Below are 23,435 nucleotides of genomic sequence, written 5' to 3'. Positions count from 1 at the left end.
TCACACCAGCCCCACTCTATCGGCCTGCCGGCCGCCCCCAACAAAGCGAGACTAGCGTATTGGCAGCCTAGAGCAACTTGGATTCGAACGAGTTCCCCGACGGACCCTGCGACCGGGCCGCCGACCCAGGCGTTCTGGTCAGATCGTGGCGGCTACTGGAGCTTCCTCCGGTCGCCCGCCAACAGCCGCGCGGCATCGCGATGAAGCAGCATGACCTGCTCGGCATCCGATATCCGGTCGTGAAACGGCTGCAGCGCAGCGTCTTCATCGAGTGCGAGAGCACCCGACAGATCGGGTGAAAGGACCGTCAGCTTCTGCTTGATACCAGCCAGTTCCTCCTTGCCGAGTGTCAGCCAGCTGTTGGCGCCGCAATAGCCGGCGAAGTCCTTGCTGGCGAGAACGCTGTGCGGATATTTCTTGGTCAGGGTCTGGAGGCGCTGGACCTCATTTACAGCCGAGCCGAAGACAGAGAATGTGAGCCGGTCGGTAAGCCCGACATTGCCGAACATCACATTGCCGACATGCAGGCCGATGCCAAATTTTATGTCGTCCAACCCCTTCTCCTTTCTGCGCAGATTGAGCTCCATCATGCGCGCGCTGGCCTTGTGCGCTGCCGCAAGAGCAGCCTGGCAGGCGATCTCGGACTGCGCGCGGTGCCTTTCGCAGGGGTAGACGGCAATGAAGCCATCCCCCAGGAAGCTCATGATCTGCCCGCCTTTGCGATTGAAAGGTGCAGCAATGGCATCGAAAAACTGGTTCAGCGTATCGATATAGATTTCGCGGCCGGAGGTTTCGGCAAGCTTTGTCGACCCGCGCATATCGCCCATGACCAATGCAGCCCGGATTGTGTCGCCCTCGCCGCGCTTGATCTGGCCGTCCAGCACGCGCCTGCCGGCGTCGCCGCCGAGATAAGTGGTCATCATGTTGTCGGCGAGCTTGGTGAGCACCGCCATCTTGGTTGCGATAGCGAGATGGTTCTGGATGCGCAGCAGCGCCGAAATCATGCTGTCGCTGAAGCCTGAAGCACCGTCGGTGGACCAGGACCCCATCATGCCCTGACTGGTATCCCCGTTGAAGGGATGGACGAAAGCCATGTAATCGGTGACGCCCATAAGCCTGAGTTCATCGAAAACAGGAAACTCCGACCGCACCGACGGGTCGAGCCGACGCCGCAGATGGTCGAGCTTGTTGCTGAGCAGATGGTAGTATGGGCTGGTCAGGAATCTGTCGGAATGAACGCCGTTCTCACTGCGAAAGCCTTCCACTTCCAGGCCCTGGCCGCGAAGCCAGGTGAAACCAAGCGCGTCATAAAGCGGATGAAGCATCGAAAAGCTCAAATGCACCCGCCTCAACGGCAGGCCGGCAGCAGCCAGCCGTTCACAAAAGCCCTTTACCAATGTCTCCAGGTCGTCGCCCGCCAGCGCCGACTGGGTCAGCCAATCGGCGACCTTGTCCATGAGAATGCTGGAAATTTCTGCTTGCGTTGTGCTCATGCTATCTCGAAACCCGTCAAAGACGAGCCATCTCCTTTGATCTGCGAAATCCTCTAAGTCAATGAAGCCGGCTTCGGGGGCAAAAGCCGGCGAAGAATGTCCCGAATGACTGTCCTTGCAGGAAGCAAACAGGCGTAACCGCATTCAACTCGCGGAACATTATGTGGCGAGGCTGCCGGCGGAGTGCAATCCCGATCCTGACATCGGGCAAGAAATTCGCCGGCTCAGCCGCCGTCAGGCCTTCACCACCGTCTCTCGGACCAGCCCGAGGCGGCCAAAGACATTGCGTGTGTCGACGATCAAAAGAGCGTGATCGGCGATCGCCTGATAGTCGATCGCGTCATGGTCGGTAGCAATGACGACCGCATCGAACTCCTTCAAGGCCGCCTCGGTCAGTTCGACCGAGCGACGCCCCTTGATCGCCATATGCTCCCGTGTGGCCGGAATCTCGGTAACATACGGATCGTGGAATTCCGCCTTGCCGCCCCATTCCTCGATGAGTTCAATGAGCCGCAATGAGGGGCTTTCGCGGATGTCGGGCACATTCTTCTTATAGGCGAGCCCGATGATGAGAATGCGCGAGCGGCTGAGCGCCTTGCCGCAGCGCCGGTCCAGCGCCTTGGCCAGTTCATCGACCACATGACGCGGCATGGCCGTGTTGATCTCAGCCGCCAACTCGATGAAGCGGGTCGGCAGCTCGTATTCGCGCGCCTTCCACGTCAGGTAGAAGGGATCGATCGGAACGCAGTGGCCGCCAAGTCCGGGGCCGGGATAGAAAGGCATGTAGCCGAAGGGCTTGCTCTTTGCCGCCTCGATCACCTCCCAGATGTCGATGCCCATGGCACCGAGCACGACCTTCAACTCGTTGACGAGCGCTATGTTGACCGAGCGAAAGATGTTTTCCGTCAGCTTGACCGCCTCGGCGGTCGCTGTGCTGGAAACCGGAACGACGGTCTTGACCACGCTTTGGTAGAAAGCCTGCACCAGCGTCGCTGCTTCAATGCCGTCGCCTGCCACGACCTTGGGGATCGTCGCGACTTCAAAGCTGCGGTTGCCAGGATCCTCGCGTTCGGGCGAGAAGCCGAGGAAGAAGTCCGTCGTCGACCGCAAGCCGGTTTCTTCCAGTATGGGCTTGATCACATCGTCGGTGGTGCCGGGGTAGGTAGTCGATTCCAGCACGATCAGCTGGCCGAGACGCAGATGCCTGGCGATGGTGGCTGCCGTGTTCCTGACAAAGGAGAGGTCCGGCTCACGGTGTTTGGTCAACGGCGTTGGAACGCAGATGATGATGACATCGCAGACGGCCAGTTCGGCAAAATCCGCGGTGGCGCGAAACCGTCCGCTCGCCACATGGCCGGCAAGGGCCGTCGACGTCACCGCCTCGATGTAGGATTGGCCGTTGTTCAGGCTCTCGACCTTCTGGATTTCGATGTCGAATCCGGAAACCGGAAAGCCGGCGCGTGCGATCGCAACCGACAGCGGCAACCCGACATAGCCCAGTCCGATCACGCCGACTTGCGCGGCGCGCGTCGAAATCCGGTTCAACAGACTGTCATATGTCGATCGTGAGGCGTCCAAAAATCTGCTTTCCCGTCAATTCGGACAGACTACCCGCGCCTATGGCGAGGCTCACCGGGTCCCAAAGAACCATGGCCGAGGCATATTGCCGAAAATCGATTTCCGCAAGCCGTCATTGGACCGGCGCCTTCGCCTTCAGGCTTGCAGCAGCCATCGCATAGCCGCCGTCGGCGCCATCGATGAAATGAACATGATCGGGCTGCAGCGGTGAGATGACGAGGCAGGTCATCAAGGCCGACTTCTGGCGGTGCAGGCCATAGCTGCAAATGCCAGCCTCTTCCGCCTGTTTCAGCCGGTCCTCGATCCGTTGCAAGACATCCGCGTCAACATCGATGGTCATCTTCAAGCCGTCGTCGAACTTCCGGAAATCCGAATTGCTGGCCACTTCGCGTTTGTAGACCTTCGGATCGAAACGGCCGATCGTCCAGCCAAATCTATCGGTGACAGCCGTAAGCGTCATCAGGAACATCACCCACAGCTTCACCCGCCACCGCCGCCCTGGCGGCGCCGTCGCCCGCGCCTCGACGTCGAGGCCGGCGGGCAGCAGACTGTAGCCAGGCCCCTCCACCGGCACCGGGTGGCCATCGCGCTCCTGCCTGCCGGCAAGGGCGATGATGTCGGAAGCCAGAAACTGAAACCCGCGCAGGTCTCGCGAAGCCCCCGGTATGGCTATGATCGAGACGATTTCGCCGTGCCGGGCTTCGATCGGGTTCCAGCGGCAGGAGAGGCCGGTCAGATCCGGCCGCGAACCGGCCGGCGCAGGGTCGATGCGGTATCGCCCGGCTTTCATCTCGGCTTCCGCCCAACTGCCGCCACCGCCGGCGAACATGGCATAGAAGGCCGCTTCGGAGGCCTGGAACCTCGCCACGCGAACATCGAAGCCTTGCGCTCTTATGTCCTTTATCGGCACGATTGCCGCACGCAAGGTCAGGTCCAGTTCGTCCGCCACCCATCTCTGGACAGAAGCCAGCGCGTTGCGGGCGATCTCAAGCGCCGAGCCGGGAAACGCCACGAGTGCGCCGTCGCCGCCGAAGACATAGGGAAGATCTTGCCGGCCCAGCGCATTGAGCAGCGCCGAAATAACGCTGGCGCCTGCCATATTGACGGTTTTATAGCGCCCCGCCTTGATCGCCTTGGTCGAGCCGACAATGTCGGCGGTGGCCAGCGCCCAGCCATCGGGCAGAGACCGATAATTGTCGATATCGGCCACGCTTTCGAACTTTGCGAAGACCGGCAAAGAAGCGACGAACGGGTCGGACGCGACAGCTGTTTCCATGAGCATTAGATAGCACATTCCAGCTCTTGAAGGTGAAGTCGATCATGCTTCGAAATTGACTTGCGCAGGCTTTCCGATGATAGGGTCGCGCGATGCGAATTGCCTTCTACGCGCCGCTGAAGTCACCCAATCATCCCGTCGTCTCCGGCGACCGCCAGATGGCACGGATGCTGGTCAAGGCGCTGGAGCACGCAGGGCATAGCGTCGAACTGGCATCCGAGTTGCGCTTCTATCTACGCCAGCCGGAGCCGAAAAGTTTCGATGCGCTCAAGATCGAGGCCGCGGACGAAGCGGCGCGGCTGACCAAGCTTTGGCATCGTGACGGCAAGCCCGATCTCTGGTTCACCTACCATCCCTACTACAAGGCGCCCGACTTGATCGGGCCCGAGCTGGCGTCGGCCTTTGCTGTCCCCTATGTCACGGCGGAAGCCTCCTATTCCAGGCGGCGCAACGCCGGCTTGTGGGCCGATAGCCAGGCGTTGGTGGCGCGAGCCATCGAACAGGCGGTGCTGAATATCTGCCTCACCCAAAGGGATCGCCAGGGGCTGGCAGATGCGATCCCCGACGCCGCTTTCGGCATGCTTTCGCCCTTCATCGACACATCGGCATTCCGCGAAATGCCATCACGGGGTTGTCCGACGCGCCTCGTTACCGTCGCCATGATGCGCCCGGGCGACAAAGTCTTGAGCTATCGCATGCTGGCGCAAGCGCTCGGTTCGATCGGCCACCTGCCCTGGACCATGTCGGTGGTCGGCGACGGGCCTGCCCGCGACGAGGTCGAAGCGCAATTCGCCGGCTTGCCCGCCGACCGTATCGAATGGCTTGGCGCAATCGAGCCGGCCGCCGTGCCGGATGTCCTTTACAGCGGGGGAATCTACGTCTGGCCGGGTTATGGCGAGGCCTATGGCGTTGCCTATCTTGAAGCACAGGCCGCCGGCCTTCCGGTGGTGGCTCACGACATTGCCGGCGTCCCGGAGGTCGTGCGGGATGGCCAGACCGGCTTTCTCACCCTGCCGGGCGATGTCGCGGCGTTCGCTTCCGCCATTGCAAGGCTTCTGGCCAGCAACGACGAAAGAACCGTCATGGCCGCAGAAGCCAGACGTTTCGTCCTCGAAGAACGTTCCCTCGGTGGCGCAGCGGCGCATCTGGCCGAACTTCTCAAGAAGATCCCGGTCTCATGACAACCGATCCGATCTGGCAGCCCTTGGTGGAAGAGCTGGCGCGCCTGCAACGGGCGGGCCGCAAGGCGGAGTTCTGGCTGCGCGACGATGACGCCGTGGATCCGACGCCGGCACTTGATCGGCTGCTCGACCTCACCGGTGAATTCGCTGTCCCGGTCACTCTGGCCGTCATTCCGGCGCAGACCGACGGGAAGCTTGTCGTCCGGCTTGACAAGGCGCCGCATGCCACCGTCGCCATCCATGGCTGGGCGCATCGAAATCATGCCCCCGAGGACCAGAAGAAGCAGGAGCTCGGCGCGCATCGGCCACGCGAGGCGGGGCTCGATGATCTGGCTCGCGGGCTGTCGCGCGTAACTGGCCTGCACGGCGCACGTGCCGTTCCGATGCTGGTGCCGCCCTGGAACAGGATCGACGCCGGCCTGGTGTCCGACCTTGGATCGATAGGATTTGCGGCATTGTCGGTCTTTGGCCCGCCGAAGCCGGCTCCTTTGGCGGTCATCAACAGCAATGTCGACATCATGGATTGGCATGGCACGCGCGGTTGCCGCGACCATGGCCTGTTGGTCCAGGCCATCGTCGCGCAATTGCAGCATGCATTCGACGGCGGCGAACCGGTCGGCCTGCTCACCCACCATCTCGTCCATGATGAATCGGCCTGGCTTTTCCTCGAACGGCTGTTCACGGTCACCGCACGGGCAGAAGCCTGCGCATGGCTTCCGATCAGGACATTGATTGAACGCAGCGCCGGAAAATAGCTCAGCGCTTTTTGGGCAATGAGACCGGGAATTGGAGCGTAAGGCCATCCCGCGCCGCAAAAGCGCCGGCAAACCTGTCCTTGGCCAGTTTCTCCATCCCGTCCAGTTGCTCGTCGGTGCGTGTCGGATCGTGGTGAAACAGCGCGAGCCCCTGCGCACCGGCGGCTTCACAGAGCTTGACGCCCTGTTGCCATGTCGAGTGGCCGTTACCGCGGCGGCGTTCCATTTCCTTCTCGGTGTAGGTGCAATCGTAAATGACGAGGTCGGCATCTTTGATCAGGCCGAGCACCGACTGATCGAGTTTGTCCGGCTCGTGCTCGGTGTCTGTGATCACCGCCACGACGCGGCCGCCCCATTCGACCCGGTAGCCTATGCAGCCGCCCGGATGGGTAAGACTGCCGGTCCGAACCACCACCCCTTCGCGCGGCCGAAGCACGTCTCCGGACACGAAATCGCGGCAGTCGAGCTTTGCCTTGCAGACGTCCATTTTCACCGGAAACCACGGCGGCCGTATGAACTCATCGATCATCTGCCGGGTCGTCATGCGTCCTGCAAGATGCCCGGACCAAACCGTAAGCTTGACGCTCGGGTCAAAGATCGGCGCAAAAGCCGGCAGCCCGATGATGTGATCGTAGTGGCAATGGGTGAAAAACAGGTCGAAATCGGTCACATCCGCCGCCTGAAACGCCCTGCCGGCAGGCCGCAGGCCGGAGCCAGCGTCGAACAGAAGCGTATGCTTGCCGCATCGCATCTCGATGCAGTTTGTGTTGCCGCCATAGCGAACGAATTCTGGCCCGGATACCGCAATGCTGCCGCGCACGCCCCAAAATCTGACCTGGAAAAAATCGTCGTCCATGCTAGCTTTCGCCCATCGTAGCTCTAGGCGGTTCGTGCGTCGATCAGATCCGCGGTCGTATGGCTTAGCCGATCGGCAAGAACCCGCAATATCTCGATGGTCATTTCCGGGAACTCCTTCATAAGCCTCAGGAAATGATCCTTGCGGATTCTCAAGGCCTCCAGATCACTTGCCGCTCTGACGGTGGCAGTGCGGGAGCTGTTGCACAATATGGCGATCTCGCCGACGATCGAATTTGGCAGCAGCTCGGCAACTTTTATCGGCCCGCTGTCGGAATCGACCAGAATATCCGCCCTGCCCGAAAGGATGACATAGGCGGCGTCTGCCTCGTCGCCCTGCCGGAAAAGGATCTGGCCGGCGCTGTAGTTCACGCGATCGGATGTGAACGCGAGCAGCTTGAGCTTTGCCGGCTCGATGCCAGAGAACAAGGGAACGCGTTGCAGCATTCCAACTTCATCCTTGAGCAGCATTGTCGCAAACCTTCCTAATTCGCGTCTGCCAGACTATGACAGAAGTTCCTTGAAGATACCGTTGTCTGCCAAAAGTGTCTCGTGTGTACCGTCTTCCACCAATTGGCCTGAGTCAAAGACGATAACGCGATCGAACATCATCGCCATTGCCGGACTCGTCACCACCCACACAATTGCCGGTGCATGGTCGTCGCGTCTGGCTTCCTCGAGCACGTTTCGCAGAACTTTGTCCTGCACGCGCTGGTCGAGCGCCGACAGCGGCCGGTTGAGAATGAGAAAATCGGGACGCTTGAGCAGGGCCCGGGCAACATCGAGCTTCTGTCGCTGTCCACCGGTCAGCCGCCTGCCGCCGGCGCCGACGTTGAAGTCCAGGCCGACATCCAGAAGCTCGGCGTAAAGCCCCAGCTCGTCAAGAATGTCGTAGACGATGGAGCGTATGCGATCCGGCGCGTCGGGATGGTTGTTGCCCACACGCCCGAACAGGACATTGTCCATGACGGTGGCCGCGGCAATGTATTTGCCAGGATCATACCGTTCGATCGCGTTTTGCAACTCGGACGGCAGGTTTTCATAAAACTGGTTGCGTGCGGCGACGATCTTGCTCATCAGCTCGTCGGTCAGCAGACCGAAGCGGTGCCGGGGCTCGATATAGGCAAAGCTCAGGGTGATGATCATAGCCCGGTCGGCCTCCGAAACCGCCTCGTAAGGACGGTTCTTGAGCCGCTGCAGCAAGGTCTCGTAGGCAGGTATCTCCTCGGCGCTCATGAAGGCGAGCTGCTGGAAGAACTGGTGATCGGGCGGCAGGTCGGCAAACAGCTCGATCGCCTGTTCGGCGATCTCCATGCCCATTTCGTAGAGCGTGCGGTCGAGGCCGGCTTGCTTCAGCACGGACGCAAAATAGGGATTGGCGGCCAGTGCCTTGTCGGCCAGTTCGGGGCCGGCGGCAGCGCCGAAGAGCAGGTTCTGGCCGATCGTCGCTTCCGTGTTGTAAGCGCCCGGCTCGAAAGGAACCACCAGCTCGCGCAGCCCTTCCTGTTCCAGCCGGGTTCGCAGCGCCGCACGCAGTTCGACGATCCGCCCGGCAAGCTTCGTGTGACGCGTGAGGTCGGCCGAAGAGCGCAAGCCAAGATCCAGAATGTCGCGCGACAGAAGAACCGCGTCGAGCACCCGGCGCACGGCCTCAAAGAGGTCGTGCGGGCCGGTAGCACCGGCGGAAGCATAGTCGATCCAGTCGCTGTGGGTATCGAAATCCGGATTGCCCGACCGGCGCGCCTCGTCGATGTTCCAGCGCTGCTGGTCTGCCGCGGCGCCGTCATAAGTCACCGATGTGAGCGGCGCATGCTTCAACCCGTAGAGCAGGTTATCGCGCAGGCTTGCCTGGAACAGGAAAACATCCGACGAGGCGTAGGACATGCGCCGACCGGTCACTGCTTCGGGGAGTTCAAGCAGGTCATCGGCGCCCGAAGCGACCTTTCCGCTTTCCGGCCAGTTCAGCCGCGCGAAGGCTTCTGCCAGCGCCTCCGCTCCACCTGTTGGGGTGCTGACCAGCGCCACCGTCTCAGCCGGCTTGACCTGCATGGAGATACGGTTGAGGAGCATCGCACCGCCATCGTCTGCTATGGACAGACCGACCGCCGACAGCGGGTTTGTCATCGGACCAGGATCGTCGATCGTCAGTGCTCCGATTCCCGGCGCAATGATATCCTCGACGGTGAACTGTTCAACGACCTGCTGATATTTGACCTGGACATCCTGCCGATCCTGATCCCAGTCGATCAGTTCCTTCATCGGTCCGGGCAGGTCCTTGTAGGCGCCGATCACGGCCACGAGCTGGCCGACGTCCAGCCGACCCCCGATGACCAGATACCCGCCGATCATGTAGAACAGAAAGGGCGTGAGCTGCGCGAGAAAATTGTTGAGGAACTTTACCATGAATTTCCATTGGTAAAGATCGAAGCGGATCTTGAAGATGAGCCCGAGCCGGGCAGCTATGTCGGCGCGCTCGTAGTTTGACGTGTCGTGGACGTGAACCGCGCCGATGCCGTCGACGATTTCGCCAACCCGGCCCGAAAGCGCGCGCGCCGTCAATTGCCGTTGGCGCCCGAGCACGATCAGCCGCCGCCGCATTCGCGGAATAAGCACGATCTGGATCGCCACGATCACCATCGCTATCGTTCCGAGCCAGACGTTCTGGACCATGATGAACAACATGGCTGTCAGCGCCTGGCCACCGAGCAGCACCGGCTGCAGGAAGGCATCGCCGATGAAGCCGCCCAGCGGCTCCACCTCGTCCTTCACCATGGTCGCCACTTCGGCCGATTTCACCCGCTTGAAGTAAATCGGCGGAAACCGCAGCACACGATCGATCAGATCGAAGCGGATACGCCGCAACATGCGTTCGCCGAGGCGGCCCTTGTAGGTGTTGATGTAGAGTTTGAACAGGCCGTTGATGACGACCAGCAAGAGGAACACAAGGCTCAGGGCAAGCAGCGTCGCCGTGCGGTCGAGTTGAAAACCGGAGAAGAACTGGACCTCGCCAATGAACGGAAGGTTATAGTGCAGCCTCATGAATGGCAGGGTCGCGCCCGGTTGCTCGAACCCCTTGCCTTGGATCGGGCCGTTGACGATCAGCTTCGGCAGGTCGAAGGACATGAAATACGTGATCATCGAAAGCAAGACGATCGCCAATATCCAGATCTGCTGCTTCCTGGTGTGCTTCCAGATATAGCGGGCTAGGCTGGGTTCCATATGCGACTGTGGGCCCTTCAGTTGGAAGGATGCAGGATGCAAAAGCACCTGCCGGCGAAGGGCGTATCGGCAATGTCTTCGTCGCCAACGACAAACTCGAAGCCGCAATGCATGCAGGACGCCGACGGTCCGGACAGATGCAACCGGTTCTCTCCGGGCAATGGCGAAGCGGCTAGCAGCATAATCATGTCCGCGGATCAAACAGCCTTGCAGGGGCAAGATTGCGTTGTGTCGCCCGAAATCCCACCCTACAAGACGAATATGATGGATGTCACGCAACCACGCAATGCCGGCTTGGCCAATGCCAGCCTGGAAGGGCACGAGCAAGCCCTGGACCTCACACGGGGAATTGCTGCCTATGTCAACCACCCTCTCGTGGCCGGACTGGCGCGCGTCATCGCCAAGCATCCGCAGGCGGATATCGCCAACGCCTTCAACCACAAGCAGGTCGCCTGCAAGATGTGGGCGCTCGACAAGCTGTTTGAAAGCCGCGGCGGCCGCTTCGGTCGCATATGGGTTCTGGGTGGATGGTACGGCGTATTGCCGGCAATGCTTTTCAACGACGCCCGTTTCGACATCGCGGCGATCGACAGCATCGACATCGATCCTGAAGTCGGGCCGGTCGCCCGGACCCTCAACCGGGAAGCCGGCGACCGCTTTCGGGCGCTGACGGCAGACATGTACGCACTCGACTATGCGGCCGGGCGGCCCGACCTGGTGGTCAACACGAGCTGCGAACACATAGCCGATCTCAGCGCCTGGCTTGCCCTGCTTCCACGAGGCACGAATGTGCTGCTGCAATCGAACGATTATTTCAGCGAGCCGACGCACATCAACTGCGTGGCTTCACTTGCAGCCTTCGAGGCAATGGCGAGGCTGCGGGAGATCAGGTTCGCCGGCGAACTGCCGACAAAAAAATATACGCGCTTCATGCTGATTGGAACTGTTTGAAGCGCGTTGCGCGAATCCAACCGAGATGCGACCGCATTAGCTAGGTTTTCAGGGACCAGGTTCGATACCGCTCGCGCAGGATTTGCGCTGAGCGACGCGCGCCGTCCAGATCGAGACGATGCGCGGCTGGCGCCGGCCCCGCAAGCGCCTGTTCGATCGCTTGCGCCAGACCTTCAGGCGTCAGGTCCTTTTCCGTCAGCACCGTTGCAAGACCGAGCTCTTCGAGCATCAGGGCGCGAACCGTCTGTTCGGTTTCCCCGCCGGCTGCAAAGGGAACGAGCAGGGAGCGACACCCCGCGCGCAGGACATCGCAGACCGTGTTGTAACCCGCCTGCGAGACTGACAGCCGGGCGCCGTTCAGCAGGCTGGCGAAATCCTCACGGAACCGGAAGATGGACAGGCCCGGCACGGCATCGCCTGAGATCGCGTCGAACTCGTCCTTCGGCAGGTTTGGGCCGGTGATCAAACACCATTTCCAGGCGTTGTCGGCATTCCGCGCCGCTGCGACGGTGGATCTGACAAGGCTCTTTCCGGCGGCCCCGCCGCCAACCGAGACCAGAACGTCGAAACGCTCGGAGGCCGTGGGCGCCGGCGGCGCGGCAACGAGCCCTGTGTAGGCGACCTCGGCCCTGATTGCGCCAGCCAGTGGAAATGTCTTGTCGATGGTTGCGAAAGCCGGATCGCCATGGACCATGACAAGGTCGAAATGCCTGTTGACGAGATCGATCGTTTCCTCGTTTCGGCCCGGCTTGACGCGCTCCTGAAGGATATCGCGCACGGACGTCGCCAAAAGCGGTCTGGGCGACATCGCGTCGATGGCCTCGATCAGCGGCAAGAGTTCGAAACGCATCTGCCGGCGTCCAAAGGGAAACGCCTCGACAATGACGATGTCAGGCCTGCAATCGCGGAATGCCTGCAGCAGCATCTCGCAACGCCGTGTCTTGAAATCATCGTCGATGGGTTTGCCCTGCAGGTCGACAAGTCCGGAAAATCCTTCATCGCCGGAGGTCAAAGGCGGCAGGGTTACAGATTTTACGCCCGGTCCCGGAAAGCCCGCGATCGGCGCTCCGCCGGTCACGACGGTTACGTCAAACCCGTCATCGGCCAGAGCCGCCGCAATGCGGCTGGCGCGCGCGAGATGGCCGATGCCGAGCAGGTGCTGGACATAGAACAAAGCGCGCAGCCGCTTCATTCGGCGGCCCGCCACTCCCGCTCGAACAGGTCCTTGAGCTGTCCGATGCTTGCCATATGATCGAAATTGCCGCGCACGCGCCGTTCTGCGGCGTCGCCGAGGCGAGCGCGCAGCACGGGATCGCGGATCAGGCGCTCCAGCGCCTGTGCCAGGGCAGTCGGGTTTTCCGTCGGCACCAGCAACCCTGTTTCATCCGACGACAGAAGCTCCGGCACGCCGGAAATATCGGTCGACACGCAGGCAAGCCGCTGGCTGGCCGCCTCCACCAGAACATTTGGCAGACCGTCCCGGTCGCCATCTGCGGTGATCCTGCAGGCCAGGGCGAAGATGTCGGCGCTGCGGTAGTGCTCGAGTACTTCCTTCTGCGCCAGCGCACCTTTCCAGGTGACGCGACCATCCAGTCCGAGCTTTCGCGCCAGCGCCTTGAGCCGTTCCAGTTCCTCGCCGCCGCCGATATGCTCGAAACGCCACGCCAGATCGCCAGGCAGGAGGGCGAGAGCCTCCAGCAACGTGTCGTAACCTTTCTTTGCAACGGCGCGCCCGACGCTCAGGATGAGGACCGGTTCGTCCTGCGTCGAGCCGTCATGTTGTTTTCGCGCCGCGTCGAAACTGCCAAAGCGATCAAGGTCGAGCCCGTGATAGCTCAGATGCACGGACGAGCTGCCATTGGCGAGTTTTTTCAGACGGTCGAAGCCAGTCTGCGTGCAGGTGACCGTCCAGCGTGCCGAGGAAAGCTTGCCGGCCAGATCCCAATCCGCCGAAGTCCAGATGTCCTTGGCATGAGCCGAGCAGCTCCAGGGCTGGCCACGAAGCTGGCTGGCATAGCGCGTCACCGATGCCGGAGTATGCACGAAATGGGCATGCAGCCAGCCCGCGTCTTGCGGCCACTCGGCCGCCAGCACCAGCGCTTGCCCGAAGCGGCGCACGCGATTGCGCGTAAAGTCGCGGGGGATATCGGCAGCCAGCGATTTGAGCGCGCGCCAGAAGCCCGGCCGCGGCAGAGCGGTAAACAGCGAGCGAAGCACGCGCAACGGCTCCCTGTGCAGATATTCCGGCAGATAATGGACGGGCGCCTTGATCTCGTCATGCACGGGGTGACGCTGTGCGTCGGTCGGCCGCCTGAGCGCGAAGAGTATCAGGTCGAAGCCCGCACGCTCCAGGCCGAGCAATTCCTGCGCAATGAAGGTTTCCGAGAGCCGCGGATAGCCCTTCAGAACCACGACGATCTTGCGGTTTTGCAACTCAGTTCATGCCTTCAATGACCGAAAGGTAATGGCCGGCCCGGCGGTCGAGCAGTTCCGCGACGATTTCGGAGATATGAGGCAGTCCTTCCAGCGTCATGTGCGCATTGCTCTGCGATGGGCGGGGCCGGTTCGGCAACATCTCCAGTGCATCGGCAAACCGCTGGGAATCCTCGGCTTCTTCCGGCAAAAGCATATCGATGAGGCCGAGTTCGGCTGCACGCCGTGCCCGGATCAGTTGTTCCTCGCGCGGCGTGATGCGCGGCACGATCAGCGCAGGCTTGTCGAAAGACAATATCTCGCAATAGGTGTTGTAACCGCCCATCGCCACCACCGCCTTGGCGCCGGCAATCAGCTCTTCCATGCGGTTGTCGAACTCGATGATCTTCACATAGGGGATCTTGGCCCCCTTCCTGACCAGCTTGTTGCGCTTGCGCGCCGGCATGTAAGGCCCAAGCACGATCAGCGCCCTGTGCTGCAATCGCGGATCCTGCTGATAGGCATCAATGACGTTGTGGATCAGTTCGGCACCGTCGCCGCCGCCACCGGTGGTTACCAGAATATAGTCGCCCTCGGGCCGGTGACCGGGCAACTGGTTCTGCTGCAGGCTCCGTTGCAGGAAACCGACAAACTTCATCTTTGCCCTGACCGCCGGCGGCACATCCAGGCCGGTCAACGGATCGTAGAAATCCGGCGGGCCATAGACCCAGACCTTGTCGTAGAACAGGCCGATCTTGCGCATCACATCCCTGCGCGCCCACTCCGCTTCGAGCAGATGCGGCGCGTCCATCACCTCGCGCAGGCCAAGCACCAGCGTGGTGCCCCGCGTCTTGAGGTAGGAAAGCGTATCCTCGATCTCACCGCGCAGGCCGAGCGGTTCCTTGTCGACGATGAAGATATCCGGCCGAAAGCTCTCGGCCGTATGGCGGATGATCGACTGCCGCATTCTTAGCGTCTCATGCAGATCGATATCCTTTTCCAGCGAGGTGTATTCGCCGTTGCGCAGCTTGATGACGCTGGGGATCTTCACGAAGTCGACACGAGCGCGGTAGTCGAAGGCGCCGGCGATGGTCGCGCCCGAAATGATAAGCACCTGAAGTCCGCGGAAATCCCCGACCAGCGAATGCGCGATCGTTCGACAGCGCTGCAAATGGCCGAGCCCGAACGTGTCGTGGCTGTACATCAGAATTCGAGCGTCTTTTGCGTGCTGTGTCATTATGAATGTCTTTTAGAATTCTCGCCGGACCGTGGGCAACCCCGCAAACTTCGAAATCATCCGCGGGTCTACCGACCTGTTTTGAGACATGAGGGCGTGAGGTGCGCAACGGCATTCTTCACCTGGGCACGAATGCCAGGGGGCGCTGATTGTGACGCGATGCCTTGTCTTCGCCGACGGCATACGACCCGAGCACAAATCTCTGTCATGAGGCTTGACCCCGTGGAATTACATGCCCTGCGGCCTGAGGCAGGCAGAGCGCACATTGCGAAAAGTTAAGGGCGACCAAGGCGAAACGAGGCTGCCGCACATTGTGAGGAGAACCCGCACCTTGGGAAAATGCTTCATAATCCATTGGAACGCAACGACCGCCAGAGGCCGCTCGTTGCGGCCTTTTATCCTGCCATCACCCACGGCCGGTAGCAAGCCTCCGTCACGTGGAGGATTTCCGGATAGCGCCCGCCGCACCTGGGCCAAGGCCAACAGTTGGCCGCGGATGATCTGCCAAATCGGTCAATACAGATTTCGGTGACGCGGATCGCCACAAGATTGCAACCTCTTACAGCCCAAGTTGTTCGTGACTTTGACGCCTGCTGAGAGCAAGTCATAGTTCTGAGACAAAAGCATCAGGTCGCCGTTGAAAGAAAACCGGGATGCGGTAGTATCGTATCAGATGTTTGCGACTGCTTGACCGAGGGGTGCAGTGGATTCGTCTTTTTTCAGGCGCTGGCCGGCAAAGCAGGAGGCGCGCGATTCTGCGGTCTTTCTGACGGAGTCGCGCCGTATCTTGGGGGATTTGCCATGACAGCCGATGCCAACGTCGATCAGATTGCCAAGTACGGGGTCGAGGCGATCGTTGCGGCGATCACGGCGCGGATCACGGACCGCGAAGCGCTGATCTGGCTGTGGCCGCAGCTCGAAAAGCAGCTGATGGCCTATGATGGCCATCTGCAGACGACATTGTTTCCCGGGCTCGAGGCGCCGGCCGTGACGGCGTTGCCACAGGCGCTCAACCGGCGCGAACTGGCCGCCACGCTAAGGTTGGCGCTGCTGACGGCGCTGGACCGGATCAACCCTCTCGAGGCCGCCTCGTCCGCAAGTGCTGCCGACATACTGGCGGAATGGAACAAGCTCTCGGCCTTCGTCAGAAACAACATCAGCGATGGCTTTGCCGGATTTCAGAACATTCGCACCCGGCTCTATGCCAAGTTCGGCGCGCCCAGCGATCCGGCCAAGGCGATCGACCGGGTCAACGCCTATTACAACCAGATGCTGGGGGCCGGCTTCCCCAAGGCGAGCTTCAAGTCGCCGGTGCATCCCGTACTCAAGGCCAGGCTGGCGAACACCGTCGCGCTGCTTACCGCCAAGAGGGCGCTGGCAGCACTGGACCCGATCAAGAGTGTCGGCGGCTTCAACATAAGGCCCAATGTCAACTCGCCCACGCAGCTCAGCAATCATTCCTTCGGCTGGGCGGTGGACATCGATCCGGCGATCAACCCCAACGTCAAGAAGACCATTTTGCCGCTGACCATCATCGCCGCCTTTACCGGTGTCGACCTATACGGCGCCGAGAGCGCCACGCTGCGCGCCGGCGGCCCTTATGACACGCTGCTGCCGGCGGCTATTGTGCTGTCGAAGGCCAACGCCGCTGTCGTTGCCGCATTCGCCAATGCCGATGGCCTCAAGGCCGCCATGGGCAACGCCATAAAACGGCTCAGCGGCGTGACACTGCCGGCGGCGAAGCTCACCACGGCACATCAGCTGGCAACCGCCGTTCCCGCCAAGCAGACCGATCTCGCCACGCTGTTGCAAGGCGCCGGCGCCACACCGGCCAAGGCCAGGTCGACCGCGAAGCTGCTGGCCGATGCCGCCGACCTCTCCCGCCGGGCCGCCAAGGTCGGCTCCCCCAAGATCATCGGCACCGACGCTTCGGTTGCCCGCTTCGGCTTCTTCAACCTGGCCCCGCAGGCGGCAGCCGGATTGGCCGCCAGCGACGGCGGCGGCCTGCGCTGGCTGGGCGGCGCCACCGGCACCAAGGACTACATGCATTTCGAGCTTGCCGCAGCCAATCAGCCAAAGCTGTTCTGATCAACGCCGCATCCGCAGTTTCGATTAAAGCCGGAACGATCCGCCCTCGTCAAAAATTTAAGTGCGCTGACAAGAGGAGCGCCAATGAGATTCGCAGCCATTCAAGACCCATGTGACCGCTGGCTTGTCTACGATTTGATTTCAGCCCTGCCGGCGGAGATAGGAGGCCGACTGCTGATGGGGCTGACGCGCAGCGAAGCTGAGCAGATTGCCGAACAGGCCAATACAAGCTTCATCAGGCAGCCGACCCGTCCGCCTGTTCCGCACCCCAGCTTTGTGTAAGCACGTCAGCCTGACTAGGCCAGCCTCGCCCTTGTCGTTCTCGGCGTCGCCAGCAGCAGGCTGGTCTCGCTGCCCGTTATGCCGGGGATCAGCCGGATGCGGCGCAGCACCGCGTCGAAATCGGTAAGCGACGCCGTGCCGAGTTCGACCACCAGGTCCCAGCGGCCATTGGTGGTGTGAATGGTCGAAACCTCGGCCAGACCGCCAAGCGCCCGGACCACGCGGTCGGCGGCATGGCCTTCGATCTCGATCATCATCACGCCGCGTATCCGCTGGTCGACGGCGTCGGCGCGCAGCACCACGGTGTAGCCGATGATCTCACCCGACTTTTCCAGCCGCTCCATGCGCGCCCTGACCGTGGCGCGCGAGACGCCGAGATCGACCGCGAAATCGGAGATGCTGCGCCGGGCGTCGTGCCGCAGCAGCGTGACCAGCCTTTCATCGAGCGCGTCCATGAATCTATCCACTTTGATCAAGATGACTTATCGGAATGATAAATCAATCTTTTCGAAATGCCAATTTCGCCTGTTCAAACTGCCGGGCCAAGATGGTTCATTCCAACGCATCAATCGCCCAATTAATTGCAAGGACAAAAAGAATCATGCGCTGCAGGATCGTTGGCGCGCCGGTGCAGGACGGCGCGGGCAGGATGGGATGCGAGATGGGGCCGAGCGCTTTGCGCACGGCAGGGCTTGTCTCGGTTCTCTCCGAACTCGGCCATGAGGTCGAGGACTGGGGCGCGGTGCAACCGGCTGCGGCGCGCGCCATCGTCCATGGCAACCTTGCGCTGAAGGCTCTGCCGGAGATTTCCGCCTGGACGGCGGCGATCGCCGAAACCGCTTACGCGGCTTCGAAGGACGCGATGCCGATCTTCCTTGGCGGCGACCACGCGATATCAGCCGGCACGGTGTCGGGCATAGCCCGTCGGGCGGCCGAGCGCGGCCGGCCGCTCTTCGTGCTGTGGCTCGACGCGCATCCCGATTTCCACACGCTCGACACCACCGTCAGCGGCAATCTGCACGGCGTGCCGCTCGCCTATGCCAGCGGCCGGCCAGGCTTCAACGGCTATTTCCCGGACCTGCCCGTCGCCGTCGATCCCGCCCGCATCTGCGTCATGGGCCTGCGCAGCGTCGATCCGGCCGAGCGCCGGGCGCTGAGCGAAGCCGGCGTGACCGTGCATGACATGCGCACCATCGACGAGCACGGCGTCGCGCCTTTGCTGCGCGCTTTCCTGGCCCTCGTCGAAGAGGCCAACGGCCTGCTGCATGTCAGCCTCGACGTCGATTTCCTCGATCCCTCCATCGCGCCGGCCGTCGGCACCACCGTGCCCGGCGGCGCCACTTTCCGCGAGGCGCATCTGGTGATGGAGATGCTGTCCGACAGCGGCCTGGTCTCCAGCCTCGACCTGGTCGAGCTCAACCCGTTCCTCGACGAGCGCGGCCGCACCGCGACCCTGATGGTCGACCTCGCCGCCAGCCTGATGGGCCGCCGCATCATGGACCGCCCGACCCGCAGCCATTCCGGAAGCATTGCATGACCCAGCCTTCCCGCCTTGCCATCGTCCCCTTCGTCAGCGTCGACCGCATGATGAAGCTGGTGCTGACCATCGGCGTCGAGCGGTTCCTGACCGAACTCGCCGCCTATATCGAAGAGGATTTCCGCCGCTGGGAGCTGTTCGACAAGACGCCGCGCATCGCCTCGCACAGCCATGACGGCGTCATCGAGTTGATGCCGACCAGCGACGGCCGCCTCTACGGCTTCAAATATGTCAACGGCCACCCGAAGAACATGCGCGAGGGCCGCCAGACAGTCACCGCCTTCGGTGTGCTCGCCGATGTCGGCTCAGGCTATCCGATGCTGCTCACCGAAATGACGATCCTGACGGCGCTACGCACCGCGGCCACCTCCGCTGTCGCGGCCAAATATCTGGCGCCCAAGGGTTCGCGCTCGATGGCCATCATCGGCAATGGCGCCCAGTCCGAATTCCAGGCCGTCGCCTTCAAGGCGCTGCTCGGCGTCGACCGGCTGCGGCTCTATGACATCGACCGCTCAGCCTCGGAAAAATGCGCCCGCAACCTCGCCGGCAAAGGTTTTGACATCACCATCTGCACGACCGGACAGGATGCGGTGGAAGGCGTCGACATCATCACCACGGTGACCGCCGACAAACAGTACGCCACCATCCTGACTGACAACATGGTCGGCTCCGGCGTGCACATCAACGCGGTCGGCGGCGACTGCCCCGGCAAGACCGAGCTGCACCGCGACATCCTGTTGCGCTCCGACATCTTCGTCGAATTCCCGCCGCAGACGCGTATCGAGGGCGAGATCCAGCAGCTCGACGCCGACCATCCGGTGACTGAGCTGTGGCAGGTGATGACCGGCCAGGCAGAAGGCCGCAAGACGGCGGAACAGATCACGCTGTTCGATTCCGTCGGCTTCGCCACCGAGGATTTTTCAGCACTTCGCTATGTCCGCGACCAGCTCCAGGCGACCGGCCTCTATGAAGAGCTCGACCTGCTCGCCGACCCCGACGAGCCGCGCGACCTCTTCGGCATGCTGCTCCGGGCAGCCCTGCAGCCGGCAGCGTGAAGAAATTTGCTCGAGTAGTCAAAGCCGATCGAAACTCTGCTTGCCATGGCAGCGCTGCCCCTCATTGCCCTGCCGGGCATTTCTCCCCGTATAGTGACGGGGAGAAAGTGGCTGACCTCACCTTCGGCACTATGTCTTGCAACGCCGCCGATTGGCGAAACCATCGATGAGAGCGCCCCTCTCCCCGTCACTATACGGGGAGAGGATGCCGGCAGGCAGGTGAGGGGCAGCGCAGACGCCTAGACTAGAAGGCTGGCTCTACTGCCGAAGCGGCGCGCAGCTCTCCCTTTCGACGAGCACGGGCGTGAGCACTTCGCGGCGCGAATGCGCCGCCGGCTCGGCAACGCGAGCGAGCAGCAGGCTCACCGCGCGCGTACCGATCTTCTCGACCGGTTGTGCGATCGTCGTCAGCGGCGGCCAGGTGGTGACGGCATAGGGGATGTCGTCGAAGCCGATCATCGACATGTCGTCCGGAACCCGCAGGCCCCGCGCCCGCAGCACCGTCAGCGCTCCCATGGCCATCAGATCGTTGCAGGCAAACAGCGCCGTGATGCCGGGCGCCTGCGCCATCAGCCGCTCCATCGCGGTGCGGCCGCCGGCGAAGTGATAGTCGGAATCGACCACCGCGTTCGCCGGCAGGTCGAGGCCGGCTTCCTGCAGCGCCCTGGCGAAGCCGCGCAGACGGGCCGGGCTGGAGCTGGAATCGCGCGGGCCGCCGATGACGCCGATCTTCTGGTGGCCGAGCCCGACCAGATAGCGGCCGGCGAGATAGCCGCCATGATCGTGATCGACCAGCACGGAATCGACATTGACCGAATGGATCTCCCGGTCGAGCAGCACCGCCGGCACGCCGGGCAGAACGCTGGCGAACACCCGCGCATGGTCGGACGAGCCGGCGAAGATCAGCCCGTCGATCTGCTTGGCCATCAGCACCTGGAGATAGCGCTCCTCCTTCTCGGCGCTGCCGTCGGAATTGCACAGGATCACCGTATAGCCGGCAAGGAAGCCGGCATCCTCGATCTGGCGCGCCACGCTGGCGAAGAACGGGTTGGAATTGTCCGGCAGCAGCAGGCCGATGGTCTTGGTCTCGCCGCGTCTGAGGCTGCGCGCCAGCGTGTTCGGGCTGTAGCGCAAGGCGGCGATGGCAGAATGCACGCGCTCGGCCGTCTCCGGCTCGACATGGCGCGTGCGGTTCATCACATGCGAGACGGTTGCGACCGACACTCCGGCATGGCGCGCGACATCGGCAATCGTCGTCATCGTCTGTCCCTCTGATGCATGTCGCCCAAAAGTGTGCAGCGGTTTTGGGAAAACGACATGCATAAAACAAAAAAGATAAAGCACCGCGCGCTTTAACGGATCACCCGCAACAGCTTTTCCCTGTAGGCGTCTAGGATGACGGCAAGCACGATGACAAGGCCTATCACGATCGGCTTGAAATTGTCGCCGACGCCGAGCAGCTGCAGCCCGGTGCTCAGCACCTGCAGGATGCAGGCCCCGACCAGCGTGCCGGCCGGTGCCCCAATGGCGTTGTTTTCTTGCTCGCGATTTCCTCTACTGTGATCTACCGTAATCGGTTGCGTAACCGATTACGCCGCAGATTATTGTGCGGCTTCGCCAAGTGTCAATATCGATGTCGGCAATGTCGGGAGCGCGGCCTGAACAAGCTGGAGACTGGACGGCATCCAGCGCCTGCGTCTATTGACGACGAGCCGTTCCGCCGGACCCGATAGCCTCATGTACGATCTGACGCCCATACTTTCCACCGTGACCGCCTCGTTCCTCGCCTCGTTCGTCGAAGTGGTCGAGGCCTTCACCATCGTTCTGGCGGTCGGCGTCACCCGCAGCTGGCGGCCGGCGCTGACTGGCGCCGCCCTTGCGCTGGCGCTGCTGGCGGCTTTGGTGCTGGCCTTCGGACCGCTGCTGGCGCTGGTTCCCATCACGGTGTTGCAGTTCGTCGTCGGCGTGCTCCTGATCCTGTTTGGTATGCGCTGGCTGAGAAAAGCCATTTTGCGCAGTGTCGGCGTCATCGCCCTGCATGACGAGGACGCCGCCTTTTCCAAGGAGACCGCCACCTTGCAGCAACAGGCCAATGACCGCCGCGCCGATTATCTCGCCGGGCTCGCCGCTTTCAAGGCGGTGCTGCTCGAAGGTGTCGAAGTGGTGTTCATCGTCATTGCCGTGGGTGCCGCGCATGCGCAGACCTTCTATGCCGGTCTTGGCGCGCTGGCGGCCTTCATCGTGGTGACGATTATCGGCCTTGCGGTGCACAGGCCGCTGGCGCGGGTACCGGAAAATGCGCTCAAATTCGCCGTCGGCCTGATGTTGACCAGCTTCGGCATTTTCTGGACCGGCGAAGGCCTTGGCGCCGACTGGCCGGGCGCCGATCTGGCGCTGCTGGCGATCTTCGCCATCATTGCCGTCGCGTCCTTCGCCATCGTGCGCTGGTTGCGCGCCAGCCACCCCAAGGCTGCACAGGGAGCTGCCCGATGAACGTCATCCGCCTCATCCTGAAGGAACTCGTCGGCATGTTCATCGACGACGGCAGTTTGGCGACGCTGGCGCTGCTACTGATCGTGGCGATCACCGCGGCGGTGAAGCTGCTGGCGCTGCCGCCGCTTGCCGGCGGCTTCCTGCTTCTGGTCGGCTGCCTCGCCATCCTGCTGCACAGCGTGCGCCGCGCGGCACGGCGCTCCGGTCAGTAGAGGGTGAAAAACACCGGTAGCACGCCACTGATCCGCAACTGCTCGATCGCCTCGATGACCGGGAACAGCGCCAGGAAATAGAGCCCGTCCACGAATGTCCGCCGCAACGTTCTTGTCGAGAATTGGCGTTCAGCCTGGTCGTGAAACAGCAGCGGGTTCGGCCAGAAAGCCGGCGTGCGCTCGGCATAGGCGCTGTAGGCGATGCCGAACTTTCCAGACAGGAACTCGGCTTCCTTGCGCGCCGTCACCCGAAACACAAGGTAGCTCATCAGAGCCAGTGCCGCCGCCACCAGCACCGAGCCATACATCAACCCGGCGCCCGCGGCGCCGACCGTGGAAAAGAAATAGAGCGGGTTCCGGGTCATCGAGAACGGGCCGATGGTGACCAGTTCGGCGTTCTTCCTGCCGCCGACATAGAGAATGCTCCACAGCCGGCCAAGGAAGCAGACCAGCACGAAGCCGATGCCCAGCGCTTCGATGTATTCGTGCCCGTCCGAACCTTCGACGAGAAAGGGCTTGGTGAACAGCAGCGGCACAATGGCGAGGACCGCGGCAACCTGAACGACAATCAGCCGCTTGTGCTGGTCGAACACCTTCGCCGCCGGCTTGGGGGGAGCGTAGCTCATCATAGATCCTGCTCTCCGGCAGGGCCCATCGCGCCGGTGTCTCACCATCCACTAGCGGTTCCGTGCGGCGATTGCGAGGCGAACGGCGGGGATTTCGGCCATTCTTACGAATTTGTAAGCGGGCGGACAGATGGCGGCGAGGTCGCCTGCCTATGGTCCCTGTACCGGCCGACATGCCGGAGATC

Annotated in this window: 21 protein-coding genes and 1 pseudogene; 9 read left to right on the top strand and 13 right to left on the bottom strand. The window is 62.2% G+C overall.

Going from position 1 to position 23,435, the window contains the following annotated elements:
- Positions 1 to 152 precede the first annotated feature (152 nt).
- The 3 genes from AC1D1B_RS04810 to AC1D1B_RS04800 all read right to left on the bottom strand — a co-directional run bounded on the left by AC1D1B_RS04810 (position 153) and on the right by AC1D1B_RS04800 (position 4,365).
- The gene (locus AC1D1B_RS04810; protein WP_477329820.1) at positions 153 to 1,493 is read right to left on the bottom strand and encodes an adenylate/guanylate cyclase domain-containing protein; all 1,341 of its coding nucleotides are present in this window, start codon (positions 1,491 to 1,493) and stop codon (positions 153 to 155) included.
- A 234-nt stretch (positions 1,494 to 1,727) separates the two neighbouring features.
- On the bottom strand, positions 1,728 to 3,071 hold the full coding sequence (locus AC1D1B_RS04805) for a nucleotide sugar dehydrogenase (protein WP_477329818.1): 1,344 nt from the start codon (positions 3,069 to 3,071) through the stop codon (positions 1,728 to 1,730).
- A gap of 112 nt (positions 3,072 to 3,183) precedes the next feature.
- Positions 3,184 to 4,365, bottom strand: a complete 1,182-nt coding sequence (locus AC1D1B_RS04800; protein ID WP_477329816.1) for a DUF3095 domain-containing protein — start codon at positions 4,363 to 4,365, stop codon at positions 3,184 to 3,186.
- Between the two features lie 74 nt (positions 4,366 to 4,439).
- Here AC1D1B_RS04800 and AC1D1B_RS04795 point away from each other — a divergent pair, with 74 nt between their 5' ends.
- Positions 4,440 to 5,528 (top strand): glycosyltransferase family 4 protein, encoded by a 1,089-nt coding sequence (locus AC1D1B_RS04795; protein WP_477329814.1) that lies wholly within the window; start codon positions 4,440 to 4,442, stop codon positions 5,526 to 5,528.
- Entirely contained in the window at positions 5,525 to 6,283 is a 759-nt protein-coding gene (locus tag AC1D1B_RS04790) for a polysaccharide deacetylase family protein (protein WP_477329812.1), read from the top strand. The genes AC1D1B_RS04795 and AC1D1B_RS04790 overlap by 4 nt, the downstream gene beginning before the upstream one ends.
- A gap of 1 nt (position 6,284) precedes the next feature.
- Here the strand turns inward: AC1D1B_RS04790 and AC1D1B_RS04785 are convergent, their stop codons facing one another.
- The 3 genes from AC1D1B_RS04785 to AC1D1B_RS04775 are packed head-to-tail and all read right to left on the bottom strand — an operon-like array spanning position 6,285 to position 10,357.
- Positions 6,285 to 7,139, bottom strand: a complete 855-nt coding sequence (locus AC1D1B_RS04785; protein WP_477329810.1) for an MBL fold metallo-hydrolase — start codon at positions 7,137 to 7,139, stop codon at positions 6,285 to 6,287.
- Between the two features lie 23 nt (positions 7,140 to 7,162).
- Positions 7,163 to 7,609 carry a cyclic nucleotide-binding domain-containing protein gene (locus AC1D1B_RS04780; protein ID WP_181060586.1) on the bottom strand — a complete coding sequence of 149 codons (447 nt, stop codon included), beginning with the start codon at positions 7,607 to 7,609 and terminating at the stop codon, positions 7,163 to 7,165.
- Positions 7,610 to 7,642: 33 nt separating this feature from the next.
- Entirely contained in the window at positions 7,643 to 10,357 is a 2,715-nt protein-coding gene (locus tag AC1D1B_RS04775) for an ABC transporter transmembrane domain-containing protein (protein WP_477329808.1), read from the bottom strand.
- A gap of 264 nt (positions 10,358 to 10,621) precedes the next feature.
- Between AC1D1B_RS04775 and AC1D1B_RS04770 the strand changes: the two genes are divergently transcribed.
- Positions 10,622 to 11,308 (top strand): class I SAM-dependent methyltransferase, encoded by a 687-nt coding sequence (locus AC1D1B_RS04770; RefSeq protein WP_477330543.1) that lies wholly within the window; start codon positions 10,622 to 10,624, stop codon positions 11,306 to 11,308.
- Between the two features lie 40 nt (positions 11,309 to 11,348).
- On the opposite strand, the gene AC1D1B_RS04765 is transcribed toward AC1D1B_RS04770, so the two are convergent.
- Genes AC1D1B_RS04765 through AC1D1B_RS04755 form a run of 3 tightly spaced genes read right to left on the bottom strand, consistent with a single transcriptional unit; the run spans position 11,349 to position 14,957 of the window.
- On the bottom strand, positions 11,349 to 12,500 hold the full coding sequence (locus AC1D1B_RS04765) for a glycosyltransferase family protein (protein WP_477329806.1): 1,152 nt from the start codon (positions 12,498 to 12,500) through the stop codon (positions 11,349 to 11,351).
- Positions 12,497 to 13,741 carry a glycosyltransferase family 4 protein gene (locus tag AC1D1B_RS04760; protein WP_477329804.1) on the bottom strand — a complete coding sequence of 415 codons (1,245 nt, stop codon included), beginning with the start codon at positions 13,739 to 13,741 and terminating at the stop codon, positions 12,497 to 12,499. Before AC1D1B_RS04760 ends, AC1D1B_RS04765 begins: the two co-directional genes overlap by 4 nt.
- Position 13,742: 1 nt before the next feature.
- On the bottom strand, positions 13,743 to 14,957 hold the full coding sequence (locus tag AC1D1B_RS04755) for a glycosyltransferase family protein (protein ID WP_477329803.1): 1,215 nt from the start codon (positions 14,955 to 14,957) through the stop codon (positions 13,743 to 13,745).
- 801 nt (positions 14,958 to 15,758) lie between these two features.
- On the opposite strand from AC1D1B_RS04755, the gene AC1D1B_RS04750 reads away from it, so the two are divergent.
- Positions 15,759 to 17,045, top strand: a complete 1,287-nt coding sequence (locus tag AC1D1B_RS04750; protein ID WP_477329801.1) for a M15 family metallopeptidase — start codon at positions 15,759 to 15,761, stop codon at positions 17,043 to 17,045.
- 84 nt (positions 17,046 to 17,129) lie between these two features.
- Positions 17,130 to 17,327, top strand: coding sequence for a hypothetical protein (locus tag AC1D1B_RS04745; protein WP_477329799.1), 198 nt, complete (start codon positions 17,130 to 17,132; stop codon positions 17,325 to 17,327).
- A gap of 14 nt (positions 17,328 to 17,341) precedes the next feature.
- Here the strand turns inward: AC1D1B_RS04745 and AC1D1B_RS04740 are convergent, their stop codons facing one another.
- Entirely contained in the window at positions 17,342 to 17,782 is a 441-nt protein-coding gene (locus AC1D1B_RS04740; RefSeq protein WP_477329797.1) for an Lrp/AsnC family transcriptional regulator, read from the bottom strand.
- 146 nt (positions 17,783 to 17,928) lie between these two features.
- Between AC1D1B_RS04740 and rocF the strand changes: the two genes are divergently transcribed.
- A complete protein-coding gene (gene rocF, locus AC1D1B_RS04735; protein ID WP_477329795.1) occupies positions 17,929 to 18,864 on the top strand; it encodes an arginase in 936 nt (311 codons plus the stop codon).
- A complete protein-coding gene (locus AC1D1B_RS04730; RefSeq protein WP_477329793.1) occupies positions 18,861 to 19,919 on the top strand; it encodes an ornithine cyclodeaminase in 1,059 nt (352 codons plus the stop codon). The genes rocF and AC1D1B_RS04730 overlap by 4 nt, the downstream gene beginning before the upstream one ends.
- Before the next feature lie 258 nt (positions 19,920 to 20,177).
- Here the strand turns inward: AC1D1B_RS04730 and AC1D1B_RS04725 are convergent, their stop codons facing one another.
- Entirely contained in the window at positions 20,178 to 21,179 is a 1,002-nt protein-coding gene (locus AC1D1B_RS04725) for a LacI family DNA-binding transcriptional regulator (protein ID WP_477329791.1), read from the bottom strand.
- A 92-nt stretch (positions 21,180 to 21,271) separates the two neighbouring features.
- Positions 21,272 to 21,442: pseudogene (locus tag AC1D1B_RS04720) on the bottom strand (ABC transporter permease); the annotation flags it as partial.
- Positions 21,443 to 21,656: 214 nt separating this feature from the next.
- Here AC1D1B_RS04720 and AC1D1B_RS04715 point away from each other — a divergent pair.
- Positions 21,657 to 22,412, top strand: a complete 756-nt coding sequence (locus tag AC1D1B_RS04715) for a COG4280 domain-containing protein (RefSeq protein ID WP_477329789.1) — start codon at positions 21,657 to 21,659, stop codon at positions 22,410 to 22,412.
- Entirely contained in the window at positions 22,409 to 22,624 is a 216-nt protein-coding gene (locus AC1D1B_RS04710; protein WP_477329788.1) for a hypothetical protein, read from the top strand. Before AC1D1B_RS04715 ends, AC1D1B_RS04710 begins: the two co-directional genes overlap by 4 nt.
- Here the strand turns inward: AC1D1B_RS04710 and AC1D1B_RS04705 are convergent.
- Complete coding sequence (locus AC1D1B_RS04705; RefSeq protein WP_477329786.1) at positions 22,618 to 23,250, bottom strand: methyltransferase family protein; 633 nt, start codon at positions 23,248 to 23,250, stop codon at positions 22,618 to 22,620. The two genes, AC1D1B_RS04710 and AC1D1B_RS04705, sit on opposite strands and share 7 nt — an antisense overlap.
- Positions 23,251 to 23,435 lie beyond the last annotated feature (185 nt).

This window comes from Mesorhizobium sp. P2_C5_2, assembly GCF_056404535.1.
Note: the sequence above shows the minus strand (reverse complement) of the source record. Positions and strands in the feature narration are given on the sequence as shown.

Bases quoted from the DNA above. Each gene is read 5' to 3' on its own strand.
- AC1D1B_RS04810 (WP_477329820.1), bottom strand. From the start codon at position 1,493: ATGAGCACAACGCAAGCAGAAATTTCCAGCATTCTCATGGACAAGGTC.
- AC1D1B_RS04800 (WP_477329816.1), bottom strand. From the start codon at position 4,365: ATGTGCTATCTAATGCTCATGGAAACAGCTGTCGCGTCCGACCCGTTC.
- AC1D1B_RS04795 (WP_477329814.1), top strand. From the start codon at position 4,440: ATGCGAATTGCCTTCTACGCGCCGCTGAAGTCACCCAATCATCCCGTC.
- AC1D1B_RS04790 (WP_477329812.1), top strand. From the start codon at position 5,525: ATGACAACCGATCCGATCTGGCAGCCCTTGGTGGAAGAGCTGGCGCGC.
- AC1D1B_RS04785 (WP_477329810.1), bottom strand. From the start codon at position 7,139: ATGGACGACGATTTTTTCCAGGTCAGATTTTGGGGCGTGCGCGGCAGC.
- AC1D1B_RS04780 (WP_181060586.1), bottom strand. From the start codon at position 7,609: ATGCTGCTCAAGGATGAAGTTGGAATGCTGCAACGCGTTCCCTTGTTC.
- AC1D1B_RS04775 (WP_477329808.1), bottom strand. From the start codon at position 10,357: ATGGAACCCAGCCTAGCCCGCTATATCTGGAAGCACACCAGGAAGCAG.
- AC1D1B_RS04770 (WP_477330543.1), top strand. From the start codon at position 10,622: ATGGATGTCACGCAACCACGCAATGCCGGCTTGGCCAATGCCAGCCTG.
- AC1D1B_RS04765 (WP_477329806.1), bottom strand. From the start codon at position 12,500: ATGAAGCGGCTGCGCGCTTTGTTCTATGTCCAGCACCTGCTCGGCATC.
- AC1D1B_RS04755 (WP_477329803.1), bottom strand. From the start codon at position 14,957: ATGACACAGCACGCAAAAGACGCTCGAATTCTGATGTACAGCCACGAC.
- AC1D1B_RS04750 (WP_477329801.1), top strand. From the start codon at position 15,759: ATGACAGCCGATGCCAACGTCGATCAGATTGCCAAGTACGGGGTCGAG.
- AC1D1B_RS04745 (WP_477329799.1), top strand. From the start codon at position 17,130: ATGAGATTCGCAGCCATTCAAGACCCATGTGACCGCTGGCTTGTCTAC.
- AC1D1B_RS04740 (WP_477329797.1), bottom strand. From the start codon at position 17,782: ATGGACGCGCTCGATGAAAGGCTGGTCACGCTGCTGCGGCACGACGCC.
- rocF (WP_477329795.1), top strand. From the start codon at position 17,929: ATGCGCTGCAGGATCGTTGGCGCGCCGGTGCAGGACGGCGCGGGCAGG.
- AC1D1B_RS04730 (WP_477329793.1), top strand. From the start codon at position 18,861: ATGACCCAGCCTTCCCGCCTTGCCATCGTCCCCTTCGTCAGCGTCGAC.
- AC1D1B_RS04725 (WP_477329791.1), bottom strand. From the start codon at position 21,179: ATGACGACGATTGCCGATGTCGCGCGCCATGCCGGAGTGTCGGTCGCA.
- AC1D1B_RS04715 (WP_477329789.1), top strand. From the start codon at position 21,657: ATGTACGATCTGACGCCCATACTTTCCACCGTGACCGCCTCGTTCCTC.
- AC1D1B_RS04710 (WP_477329788.1), top strand. From the start codon at position 22,409: ATGAACGTCATCCGCCTCATCCTGAAGGAACTCGTCGGCATGTTCATC.
- AC1D1B_RS04705 (WP_477329786.1), bottom strand. From the start codon at position 23,250: ATGAGCTACGCTCCCCCCAAGCCGGCGGCGAAGGTGTTCGACCAGCAC.